The following is an 11,170-nucleotide window of genomic DNA, read 5'->3' as shown; positions in this document are numbered from 1 at the left end:
GCACCGTGTAGCCGGCCGGGCGCACCCCGGTGAGTGGGCTCATGCGGGCACTGCCTTTCTGCGCACCAGGGTCACCAGGAACGGGACCCCGATCAGTGCCGTCATGACGCCCGCGGGCACCTCGCTCGGGGGGAAGATCACCCGGCCGACCGTGTCGGCGACGAGCAGCATCACCGGGCCGGTCAGCGCGGCCATCGGCAGCAGCCGGCGGTGGTCGGAACCGACGAGCGCGCGGGCGATGTGCGGCACCGCCAGGCCGATGAACGCGATCGGGCCCGCCGCCGCCACGCCTGCCCCGGTCAGGACCGTCGCGCCCAGGCCGCCGACGATGCGTACGGTCGCCACCCGCTGCCCGAGGCCCTTCGCCACGTCCTCGCCGAGCGCCAGCGCGTCCAGGCCGCGGGCCACCGACAGGACGAGCAGCGTGCCGAGGAGCAGGAAGGGCCAGACCTGCTGGATGAGGTCCGCGTCGCGGCCGGAGAGCGAACCCACCTGCCAGAAGCGGAACTCGTCGAGCGCCGAGGCCTTGGTGGTGAGGACCGCGGTGGTGACCGAGACGAGGAGCGCGTTGATCGCCGCGCCGCCGAGGGCGAGCTTCACGGGGGTCGCGCCGCCTCTGCCGCTCGACGCGATCGCGTAGACGGCCACGGAGGCGATGCCCGCCCCGGCGAACGCCAGCCACACGTAACCGGTGAGCGTGTGAATGCCCAGACAGGCGATCGCCAGGACCACGCCGACCGACGCGCCCTGGCTGATGCCGAGGATGCCGGGGTCCGCGATGGGGTTGCGGGTGATGCCCTGCAGCACCGTGCCGGCCAGCGCGAGGGCCGCTCCGACCATCAGGCCGACGACCGTGCGCGGCAGGCGCAGGCCCCTGATCACCTCGGCGGCGTCGCTGTGCCCGCCGTGCAGGAGGGCGTCGAGGACGGCGGACGGCGCGATCGCGCGAGCCCCCACCGCGAGGCTGAAGAGCACCGCGAGGGCGAGTGCCACGGCCGCCCCGACGATCGCGAGAACCCTGACGTCACGACGGCCGACGGCAGGCATGGGGCTCCCGATGGACTGGCCGGCCGGCTGATCGACGGACCGGCCGACCGGCGACTGAGATTGGTAAGGCTCAGCTAAGTATGGGCTGTGAAGAGGTCATCGTAGGCCGGGGGCAGAATGGCTCTCATGGCTGCCCACACAGACCCCGCTTCCACCACCGGACCCACCGTCGGTTTCGACCTCGACATGACGCTGATCGACTCGCGTCCCGGTATCCGGGCGGCCTTCGTGGCCCTGACCGAGCGGACCGGTACGTACGTGGACGGCGACCTGGCCGTCACCCGGCTCGGTCCGCCGCTGGTCGACGAACTCGCGCACTGGTTCCCGGCGGAGGAGATCCCGGCGATGGCCGACCTCTACCGCGAGATGTACCCCACATACGCCATCGAGCCGACGCTGCCGCTGCCGGGCGTCCACGAGGCGATGGACGCCGTGCACGCCGCGGGCGGGCGCACGATGGTCGTCACCGCCAAGTACGAGCCGAACGCCAAGCTCCACCTGGCGCACCTGGGCATCGCCGCGGACATCGTCGTCGGCAACCTCTGGGCCGAGGGCAAGGCACAGGCGCTGCGCGAGCACGGCGCGAGCGTCTACGTCGGCGACCACGTCGGCGACGTGCGCGGTGCGCGCGCGGCCGACGCGTACTCGGTGGCCGTCACGACCGGACCCTGCGACGCCGAAGAGCTGCGGACGGCGGGCGCCGACGTGGTGCTCTCGGATCTGACCGGATTCCCGGCCTGGCTGGAAAGCTACGTGGCGCGCGCCGCCCTGCGCTGAGCCGAGATGCCGCGGATCACGCCGGCCGCGGCCAGCAGAAAACCGACGCCCATGAGCATGCAGACCGCATAGGCGATGGGCGGGAACGGGTCGGTGTCGAGGAACAGCGGGGCCACCGTGACGAGGGTGGCGATCGCTCCCACGAGGAAAACGATGCCGCCCGCTTTCACGAGGCCGTCACCGGGCCCCGCCTCGGTCGCCCTGGAATTGACTTGGGTTTTGTCGCGCACCCAGCAAGGGTAGTTCCCAGGCCGTAGGGACAAGCAAGCGAACCATTCGGCGACGTCTTGTCACCGGCCCCGGGACCCATAGTCTTGGTGACGGCGGGTCGTACCACGACCCGCTGTACTGCTATCCAGAGCGTTTTCTTTCTAGTACGAGGACGAGGACTTCACGTGCCTACCGGCAAGGTCAAGTGGTTCAACAGCGAGAAGGGCTTCGGCTTCCTCTCCCGCGACGACGGCGGTGACGTCTTCGTGCACTCCTCCGTACTTCCCGATGGTGTCGACGCCCTCAAGCCCGGCCAGCGCGTCGAGTTCGGGGTGGTCGCCGGCCAGCGCGGCGACCAGGCGCTCTCCGTCACGATCCTCGACCCGACCCCGTCCGTCGCCGCGGCGCAGCGCCGCAAGCCGGACGAACTCGCCTCCATCGTCCAGGACTTGACGACGCTGCTCGAAAACATCACGCCGAGTCTGGAGCGCGGCCGTTATCCCGACAAGGCCGCGGGCGCGAAGATCGCCGGTCTGTTGCGCGCGGTGGCCGACCAGTTGGACGTCTGACCCTCGTCGGTTCTACGGGAACACGAGCGCGTCCGGGGCGAGCGCCGGAACCAGGCCCTCGGCCGCGGCCCGCGTCAACAGGCCCCGGATCGCCGCGTATCCGTCCTCGCCGAGGTCGGCCGTGAACTCGTTGACGTACAGACCGATGTGCTGGTCGGCGACGGCCGGGTCCATCTCCTGCGCGTGCTCCATGACGTACGGCCGCGACACCTCGGGGTCGTCCCAGGCCAGCCGGACGGACGTGCGGACCGCGTCCGCGTAGGAGCGCAGCGTCTCGGCGCCCAGGTCGCGGCGCGCGATGATCGCGCCGAGCGGGATCGGCAGGCCCGTCGTGGCCTCCCAGTGCTCTCCCATGTCGGCGAGCTTGTGCAGACCGTAGTTCTGGTACGTGAAGCGGGCCTCGTGGATGACGAGCCCCGCGTCGATCTTCCCGTCGCGCACCGCGGGCATGATCTCGTGGAACGGCATGACGACGATCTCGCCGACCCCGCCGCCCGGCACGACGTCGGCCGCCCACAGCCGGAAGAGCAGATACGCCGTCGAGGTCTCGCTCGGCACCGCGACCCGCTTGTCCGAGAGGTCCACGCCGGGCTCGCGCGTGAGGACCAGCGGACCGCAGCCGCGGCCCAGCGCGCCGCCGCACGGCAGCAGCGCGTAGTCGTCGAGGACGTACGGCAGGACCGCGTAACTGACCTTCAGTACGTCGTACGTGTCCTCGCGGCGCTCCGCGACGCCGTTGGTGATGTCGATGTCGGCGAACGTCACGTCCAGCGCGGGAGCGCCGGGGACGCGGCCGTGGGCCCAGGCGTCGAAGACGAAGGTGTCGTTCGGGCAGGGCGAGAAGGCGATGCGGACAGGGTCCGTCGTGTGTGTCATGTGTTGTTCCAACTCTCCAGTACGGGCGCCGACTTCCCGAACGCGCCGGTGAGCGCGGCCAGCGCGTCACCGATGCGCCAGGCGGCGCGGTCGCGGGGCCCGACGGCGTTGGAGACGGCGCGTATCTCGGCCACGGGCACGTCGTGCGCGGCGGCGGCCTCGGCGACGCCGAAGCCCTCCATCGCCTCGGCGACGGCGCCGGGGTGACGCTGGGCGAGGAGCGCGGCACGGTCGGCGGTGCCGGTCACCGTGGAGACGGTGAGCACGGTGCCGACGGACCCGGGGGCGGTACCGGTCGCCGCGGCGAGGTCTCGTACGAGGGACGCCGGCGGACGGTGGGTGACGGTGCCGAAACCGAGTTCGGTGACCGGCAGGAAACCCTCGGGGGTCTCGGCCCCCAGGTCGGCGGCGGTGATCGCGTCGGCGATCAGGACCGTGCCCGGCGCGGCGGTGAAGCCGCCGCCGATACCGGCCGAGACGACCAGCGTGTACGGGCGGCCGGACAGCGCGGCCTTTGTGAGCGCGGTGGCGGTGCCGGCCGCGGCCGCCGCGGGGCCGACGCCGACGGCGACCACATCGATCACCGGGTGCCGTTCAGGCAGTCCGCGCGCCACCGCGTCCCGTTCGGCCGGGACGGCGGTGGCGATCAGTACGCGGACGGGCGCGGTGCCGGTATCCGTCAGGAGTCCTTCTTGAGCTTGAACGACCACAGGCCGTACGCCTTGGAGTCGCTGCCCTGAAGGATCGTCACCGTGGTGGAACCGCCGGTGGCGCCGTACTGCTGGTTGAAGAAGACGCTGCCCGGGACCGTGCGGTACGTCTTCTTGCTGGAGTCCGTCAGCGGCTGACCGTTCATCAGGATCGTCCAGCCCTTCTCCGCGATCTCCGGTTCGACGCCGAAGCGGACCGTCTCATCGGGATCGACCTTGATGGTCTTGGCGTCCTGGTCCTTCAGGCAGCCCTCCAGCGACGACGGCTTGAGCGCGTTGCCGTCGTCGTAGCAGGAGGCCTTGTCGTTCACCGAGTTGCGGCCCACCGTGACGGTGGCCAGCGGGGTCGGCTTGTCGCAGGCGGAGAGGACGAGCAGTCCGGCGCCGACGGCACCGACGGCGGCCACGGTGCGCCTGTGGCGCACAACGAAACGCTGGGAGGTCATGGGCGAAGGCTATCTGGCGCCACGCTCCCGTCTCTGGGTGGGTGTCCCGTCGGCGTGGCCATTCGCTCCGCGGGTCGGACGGGTGGGTTCGGCGGCGGTCTTGTGGGGGGCGGGTTGTGCGTGTCGGGCGGGTGCGCAGCCGTCGTGACTTCTCGCGTGAACCGCGCCCTCATGGGGCTGCGGCGAAGCCGCATGCTCCAGGGGCGCGGGGAACTGCGCGCGAAGTCACGACGAGAGCCGCACCCGCGTGACGGCAAGGCGCGGCAGACGCCAAGGCGCTCAGGGCCACGACGAGAGCCGCACTCGGCGTCGGGACCCGACCCGGCAGGCGCTAAGCCACTCGCGCTCGCGCGGGCCCACTGTGGCGCGCGGCCGACAAAAGCCCCCGCACCGTCGACAACCACCCCACCGCCACAATGCCCGCCCCCACCGAAAGCCCCAGCACCCCGTTCAACGGCAGCGCGATCCCGATCGCCCCGCCAAGAACCCACGCCATCTGCAACAAGGTCTCCGAACGAGCGAACGCGGAGGTCCGCACCGCCTCCGGGACATCCCGCTGAATCGTCGCGTCCAGCGAAAGCTTCGCCAGGGCCTGGGCGAAACCGGCGACCGCCGCCAGGCACGCCGTCATGAAAGCCCCGAAAAAGACCGCGGAGACGATCGCCGCGCCGAGCACCACCGCCACCACGGTCACGATGATGATCTCGGGCGCCCGCGACTTCAGCCAGGCCCCGACGGCCGTGCCCAGCGCGTTACCGGCCCCGGCCGACACGCCCACCAGGCCGAGCGACATGGCCGCGCTCTCCCCGGTCAGCGGATGCTCGCGCAGCAGGAACGCCAGGAAGAAGATCAGGAACCCGGACAGGCAGCGCAGCGCGGCGTTGGCGGCGAGGGCGTGGGTCACGGCGGTTCCCACGGTCCGCAGACCCGGCCTGCGCTGCTTCTTCACGGGGCCGTGCAGGTGCTCCTCGTCGGCGGCGAGCAGCGCCTTGCTCTCGCCCTTGGCCGAGTCGACCTTGTGCGGCAGCGAGAACGACAGGACCATGCCCGCCACGAAGATCACGAAGGCGCCGTAGAGGGGCCAGCGCGGTCCGAGGATCTGCAGGCCGGCTCCGACAGGCGCCGCGGCCCCGGTGGCGAGCAGCCCGCCGAGCGTGACCCGCGAGTTGGCCTTGACCAGGGAGAAGCGGGGCGGGAGCAGCCGTGGCACGACCGCCGAACGGACGACTCCGTACGCCTTGGAGGCGACGAGGACGCCGAGCGCGGCCGGATACAGCTCGATGCCGCCGGTCACCACGGCACCGGAAAGGACGAGCGCGAGCAGCGCACGCGCCAGCATCGAAGCGGCCATCGCGGCCCGCCGCCCGTGGGGCAGCCGGTCCAGAAGCGGACCGATGACCGGGGCGAGAAGAGTGAAGGGCGCCATGGTGATGGCGAGATAGAGGGCGACCCGGCCGCGCGCCTCGTCCGTGGGTACGGAGAAGAAGACCGTCGAGGCGAGGGCGACGGTGATCATGACGTCGCCCGCGCCGTTCACCGCGTGGAGTTCGATGAGTTTTCCGAGGCCCGACTCGCCCGCGCCGTGCGCATGGGTGACTTTTCGGATACCGCGTCCGGTGCCCGTGAACGGCAGACGCAGGGCACGGCCGACCTTGCGGACGGCCCCGCGCACCGGGCCCGAACCGCTGTGTACGTACGCCGACTCTCCCGCCGAACGGGACGACGACCTTGCCGTAGCCACCCAGTCATAGTGCCCCGTGAACGGGCGTACTAGTGCCGATATGGGTACGCGGGTCGGCTTTCGCGTGAGGCGCGGCTCGTACGTCGGTGTGGGCGCAGGGCGCAGGAGGAGGTAGCGTGCGTAGCGCGCCCGCGGCGGTTGTTATCGGCCGCGCGCCTCTCGGCCATCCCGCAGAATGGATGACGTAGGTGCGCCCGGAACGTCGGGTGCGGACGTCGACGCGGCCCTCCGGTCCGCTCCGTCCGCGCTCCCGCACACAGGATGGCGCACTCGAGAGACGGCGTAGGAGAGAAGCGATACCTGTGAGCGCAGCGACAACGCGAAGCCGCACCCCTGACCGTCTGTGCGCCGAGGCGGTAGACCTCGCACGCACCGCGGCCGAGGAGGCCGCCGCGCCCGGTGTGGTCGGCGAGCATGTCGAAATGGTCGTCGAGGGCGACCGCGTCGTCACGCACCTTTTCGAGTGCAAGGAATTCGGTTACCGCGGCTGGCGCTGGGCGGTGACCGTCGCCCGGGCCTCCCGCGCCAAGTACGTGACGCTCGACGAGACGGTGCTGCTGCCGGGCCCCGACGCCCTGCTCGCACCCGAGTGGGTGCCGTGGAGCGAGCGGCTGCGCCCGGGTGACATGGGCCCCGGCGACCTCCTGCCCACCGAGGCCGACGATCTGCGTCTGGAGCCGGGTTACACCGGCGAGGACGTACCGCCGCCGAACTCGCCGCTGTCCCAGGAGATGGCCGAGCTCGTCGAGGCGGAGGACGTCGAGGTCACGGCCGGGCCGGTGGCCGAGCTGCCCGTCGCCCCGGCGCGCGGTTCGATCGCGGCGGTCGCCGAGGAACTGGGCATGCGCCGCGCGCGGGTGCTCTCGCGGTACGGGCTGCATGTCGCGGCCGACCGCTGGGAGGAGTCCTACGGCGCGAAGACCCCGATGGCGCAGGCGGCCCCCGCCACCTGTGTCTCCTGCGGCTTCCTCCAGCCCGTCGGCGGCTCGCTCGGCCAGGCCTTCGGCGTCTGCGCCAACGAGTTCTCGCCTGCGGACGGGCGTGTGGTGTCGCTGGCCTACGGGTGCGGCGGGCACTCCGAGGCCGCGGTCATGCCGACCCCGCCGCGGCCGGCTCCGCCGGTTGTCGACGAGACGCTGGTGGACGCGCTTCCGCTCCGCGTGGAGCCGGATGCGGGGTCGGTCGGGGCCGCGCTCTCCGATGGCGCGGAGGATCTGGGCCACTCGTAGGATTCGGGGCGCTGAGCTGCGGCTACCGGGTCGCAGTTCCCCGCAGCCGCATGCTCCAGGGGCGCGGGGAACTGCGCGATCAGCCCCCACCGGGGCCGCACACGGCAACGCACCCTCCGAGGCACCCCAAGCGCCGCGATACCGTGCGGGCCGACCGACAACAGCCCCCCAGAGGAGACCCCCGTGAGCGTCAGCAAGATCGCTTGGCCGGCGCCCGAGGGCATGGACCCGTTCGGCACCGCCGGACTGCGGCGCGGCGTGCTGGACGCGTGGGCCGGGAGCGCGGCCAGGTTCCGGGAGGACGCCAACGCCGAGGAGGACCTCGCGCTCGGCGGCTACCGTGACCGGCTCGTCGTCGAGCTGGCCCAGAACGCCGCGGACGCCGCCGCCCGCGCGGGAACCGAGGGACGCCTCGCGCTCACCCTCCGGGACGGGGTTCTGGCCGCCGCGAACACCGGGACGCCGCTGGACGCCACCGGGGTCGAGTCGCTGTCCACGCTGCGGGCGTCCGCCAAGCGGGAGGACACCGGGGCGGCCGTGGGCCGGTTCGGTGTCGGGTTCGCCGCCGTGCTCGCCGTCAGCGACGAGCCCGCCGTCGTCGGGCGCACCGGAGGCGTGCGCTGGTCCCTCGGCGAGGCGCGTCTCGCCGCCGCCGACGCCGCCCTGCACAGCCCCGCACTCGGCGACGAACTGCGCCGCCGGGACGGCCATGTCCCGCTCCTGCGGCTGCCCTTCGCGGCCGAGGGGCAGGCCCCCGACACGTACGACACCGTCGTCATCCTGCCGCTGCGCGACCAGGCCGCCGAGGCGCTCGCGGCCCGCCTGCTCGCGGACATCGACGACACGCTGCTGCTCGCCCTGCCGGGCCTCGCGGAGGTCACGGTCACCACCGACGCCGGGACGCGCGTGCTGCGCCGGGGCGCCGCGGACGCGTACACGGTGATCTCGGACGACGCCCGGGAGCCTGCGGAGCTGCGCTGGCGCACCGTCACCCGCACCGGCGCCCTCACCCCCGACCTCCTCGCCGACCGGCCCGTGGAGGAGCGCCTGCGCCCCCACTGGTCGGTCACCTGGGCCGTGCCGGTCGACGGCGAAGGGGCTCCGCGGAAGCCGCACAGCGCGCCCGTGCTGTACGCGCCCACGCCGAGCGACGAGGCCCTCGGGGTGCCCGCGCTGCTCATCGGCTCGTTCCCGCTCGACACCGCCCGGCGGCACGTCGCGCCGGGCCCGCTCACCGACCACCTCGTCCTGCGCGCCGCCGACGCGTACGCCGAACTGCTCGGCGACTGGCGGCCCGTGGGGACCGGCATCCTCGACCTCGTACCCGGGCCGCTGGGCAGGAGCGAGCTGGACGGGGCGCTGCGGGCCGCGATCCTGGAGCGGCTGCCCCGCACCGCGTTCCTGCCCCCCGCGCTCGCACCCGAGTCCGATGAGGACGACCGGCCCGTGGCCCTGAAGCCGCGTGACGCCGAGGTCGTCGAGGGCGTCGGGGCCGACACCGTGCGGGTCCTCGCCGACGTGCTGACCGGTCTGCTGCCCGCCGGGCTCGAACGCCGCTCCGAGCTGCGGACGGTGGGCGTCGCGCGCGTCCCGCTGGCCGAGGCGATCGACCGGCTGGCCGGCCTGGAGCGGGAGCCCGGCTGGTGGCGGCGGCTCTACGACTCCCTCGCCGGGGTCGACCCCGACCGGCTCAGCGGGCTGCCCGTGCCGCTCGCCGGGGGCCGGACCGTCATCGGGCCTCGCCAGGTGCTGCTGCCGACCGCCGACGCGTCGGCGCTGCCCGGCGACGCCCTCGCCCGGCTCGGCCTCAAGGTCGCCCACCCCGACGCCGCCCACCCGCTCCTGGAGAAGCTGGGCGCGCTGCCCGCCACACCCCGCGCGGTCCTGACGACTCCGCAGCTGCGGGCCGCCGTCGCCGCCTCCCTGGACGACGAGCCCGCCTGGGACGACGAAGGCACCTTGAGCGCCGACGAGCTGGCGGACGTCGTCCTCACCCTGGTGCGCGACGCCCACCTCGACACCGGCGACGAGCCGTGGCTCGGCGCCCTCGCCCTGCCCGACGAGAGCGGCGAACTCGTCCCCGCCGCCGAACTGTTGCTCCCCGGCAGCCCCATCGCGGCCGTCCTGCGCGAAGGCGAGCTGCCGTATGTGGACGAGGAGTTGGCCGAGCGGTGGGGTGAACAGCCCCTCGCCGCCTGCGGGGTGCTCGCCACCTTCGCCCTCGTCCGCGCCACCGACGTCGTCCTGGACCCCGACGAACTCGACCCTCGTGACAGCGACTTCCCCGAGCCCGACGACCCGGGCCTGCTCGACGCCGTCGACGTGTGGTGCGAGGACGTCCTCGACCGGCTGCCCGACACCCCGGTGCCGCCCGTCGCCACCGAGCTGATCGCCGTACGCGACCTCGACCTGGTCGACGAGGACCGCTGGCCGCAGGCGCTCGCCCTGCTGTCGCAGCCCCCGCTGCGCGACGCCCTCACCCAGCCCGTACGAGTCCTGCTGCCCGACGGCACCCATGAGCTGGTCCGCCCGTACACGGCGTGGTGGCTGCGCGGGAACCCGGTCCTGGACGGCCGCCGCCCCGCAGGACTGCGCGCGGAGGGCGGCGACCCGCTCCTCGTCGGTCTGTACGAGGCCGCCGACGCCAGCGGCTTCGACGACGAGCAGGTACTGCGCACCCTCGGTGTGCGGACCTCCGTCGCCGCGCTGCTCGACGAACCCGGGGGCGCCGCGGAGCTTCTGGACCGGCTCGCCGATCCGGACCGGGTGGTGAGCGCGGCCCAACTGCACGCCGTCTACGGCAGGCTGGCCGCACTCGACCCCGAACAGGTCACCTTGCCGGACGAGTTGCGTGCGGTGCGGGACGGCGAGGTGGTCGTGGTCGACGCGGCGGACGCCCTCGTCGCCGACGCCCCCGACCTGATCCCGCTGGCCGGCGGCCGCGCGCTGCTGCCCGTCGCCCCGGCCGGGGCCGCGCACCTCGCGGAGCTCTTCCAGGTGCGCCGCCTGAGCACGGACATCGACGCGAAGGTGAGCGGGGACGGAGCCGAGCACCCGGTGCCCGACTCCGTCCGCACGCTCCTCGGGCCCGCCACCCCGGACTCGTACGTCGAACACGAGGAGCTGTACGTCGACGGGACCGAGGTCGACTGGCGCCGCACGCCCGAGGGGACCGTGCACGCGGCGACCCTGGAGGGCGTCGCCGCCGGGCTAGCGTGGGCGGCGGGCCAGTGGCCGCGGCGGTTCGAGGTGGCGGCGCTGCTGGAAGATCCCTCCCGTACGCGGGAGTTGGAGCGGGACCGCTGGTTCGACTAGTGCCTGTCTTCGCACTCCCCTCTGCCCGGCGTCGCCCGGCACGCACTCTCGCCGCACCGGGCGCAAAGCCGGGTACGCCCCGTACGAGGCCCCGTACCCGGCCCGGCGAGAGCACGCACCGAACGCCGCCGGGCCGCCCTCCGGGCGACGAGGGGAGTGTGAAGACAGGCCCTGGGCGGCGCGCCGGGGCCCCTCCCTTGACACGTGAGATGTAGATCACGTGAAGATTGGGTGGATCCCGTGCAACCTG

The 11,170-nt window shown here is 73.1% G+C and carries 10 protein-coding genes; 4 read left to right on the top strand and 6 right to left on the bottom strand.

Translation table 11 applies throughout. The features are described from left to right. Nucleotides 1–39: 39 nt before the first annotated feature. A complete protein-coding gene (locus tag AB0J02_RS08765) occupies nt 40–1,047 on the bottom strand; it encodes an iron ABC transporter permease (protein WP_363192867.1) in 1,008 nt (335 codons plus the stop codon). Between the two features lie 126 nt (nt 1,048–1,173). Between AB0J02_RS08765 and AB0J02_RS08760 the strand changes: the two genes are divergently transcribed. Beyond that, the gene (locus tag AB0J02_RS08760; protein WP_363192866.1) at nt 1,174–1,824 is read left to right on the top strand and encodes an HAD family hydrolase; all 651 of its coding nucleotides are present in this window, start codon (nt 1,174–1,176) and stop codon (nt 1,822–1,824) included. Here the strand turns inward: AB0J02_RS08760 and AB0J02_RS08755 are convergent. After that, nucleotides 1,797–2,054: a hypothetical protein gene (locus AB0J02_RS08755; protein ID WP_363192865.1), complete on the bottom strand. Its 258-nt coding sequence runs from the start codon at nt 2,052–2,054 to the stop codon at nt 1,797–1,799. The two genes, AB0J02_RS08760 and AB0J02_RS08755, sit on opposite strands and share 28 nt — an antisense overlap. Nucleotides 2,055–2,219: 165 nt before the next feature. Between AB0J02_RS08755 and AB0J02_RS08750 the strand changes: the two genes are divergently transcribed. After that, entirely contained in the window at nt 2,220–2,603 is a 384-nt protein-coding gene (locus tag AB0J02_RS08750) for a cold-shock protein (protein WP_363192864.1), read from the top strand. A 12-nt stretch (nt 2,604–2,615) separates the two neighbouring features. Here the strand turns inward: AB0J02_RS08750 and AB0J02_RS08745 are convergent, their stop codons facing one another. The 4 genes from AB0J02_RS08745 to AB0J02_RS08730 form a co-directional block, all read right to left on the bottom strand. Further along, entirely contained in the window at nt 2,616–3,479 is an 864-nt protein-coding gene (locus AB0J02_RS08745) for a 1,4-dihydroxy-6-naphthoate synthase (protein WP_363192863.1), read from the bottom strand. Then, nucleotides 3,476–4,189, bottom strand: a complete 714-nt coding sequence (locus AB0J02_RS08740; RefSeq protein WP_363192862.1) for a futalosine hydrolase — start codon at nt 4,187–4,189, stop codon at nt 3,476–3,478. Before AB0J02_RS08740 ends, AB0J02_RS08745 begins: the two co-directional genes overlap by 4 nt. Next, entirely contained in the window at nt 4,159–4,635 is a 477-nt protein-coding gene (locus AB0J02_RS08735; protein ID WP_363192861.1) for a DUF2771 domain-containing protein, read from the bottom strand. The genes AB0J02_RS08740 and AB0J02_RS08735 overlap by 31 nt, the downstream gene beginning before the upstream one ends. A 331-nt stretch (nt 4,636–4,966) precedes the next feature. After that, nucleotides 4,967–6,307 carry an MFS transporter gene (locus AB0J02_RS08730; protein ID WP_363193041.1) on the bottom strand — a complete coding sequence of 447 codons (1,341 nt, stop codon included), beginning with the start codon at nt 6,305–6,307 and terminating at the stop codon, nt 4,967–4,969. Nucleotides 6,308–6,678: 371 nt separating this feature from the next. Here AB0J02_RS08730 and AB0J02_RS08725 point away from each other — a divergent pair, with 371 nt between their 5' ends. After that, complete coding sequence (locus AB0J02_RS08725) at nt 6,679–7,605, top strand: DUF3027 domain-containing protein (protein WP_363192860.1); 927 nt, start codon at nt 6,679–6,681, stop codon at nt 7,603–7,605. 222 nt (nt 7,606–7,827) lie between these two features. After that, nucleotides 7,828–10,920, top strand: a complete 3,093-nt coding sequence (locus AB0J02_RS08720; protein WP_363193040.1) for a molecular chaperone Hsp90 — start codon at nt 7,828–7,830, stop codon at nt 10,918–10,920. Nucleotides 10,921–11,170: the final 250 nt, after the last annotated feature.

Source organism: Streptomyces sp. NPDC050264 (genome assembly GCF_040655895.1).
GTDB lineage: Bacteria > Actinomycetota > Actinomycetes > Streptomycetales > Streptomycetaceae > Streptomyces.
The sequence above is the reverse complement of the archived record's forward strand: the minus strand, read 5'-3'. Positions and strand labels throughout refer to the sequence as shown.

Excerpts from the sequence above, each read along its gene's own strand:
- AB0J02_RS08745 (WP_363192863.1), bottom strand. The coding sequence starts at position 3,479 with ATGACACACACGACGGACCCTGTCCGCATCGCCTTCTCGCCCTGCCCG.
- AB0J02_RS08765 (WP_363192867.1), bottom strand. The coding sequence starts at position 1,047 with ATGCCTGCCGTCGGCCGTCGTGACGTCAGGGTTCTCGCGATCGTCGGG.
- AB0J02_RS08735 (WP_363192861.1), bottom strand. The coding sequence starts at position 4,635 with ATGACCTCCCAGCGTTTCGTTGTGCGCCACAGGCGCACCGTGGCCGCC.
- AB0J02_RS08720 (WP_363193040.1), top strand. The coding sequence starts at position 7,828 with ATGGACCCGTTCGGCACCGCCGGACTGCGGCGCGGCGTGCTGGACGCG.
- AB0J02_RS08760 (WP_363192866.1), top strand. The coding sequence starts at position 1,174 with ATGGCTGCCCACACAGACCCCGCTTCCACCACCGGACCCACCGTCGGT.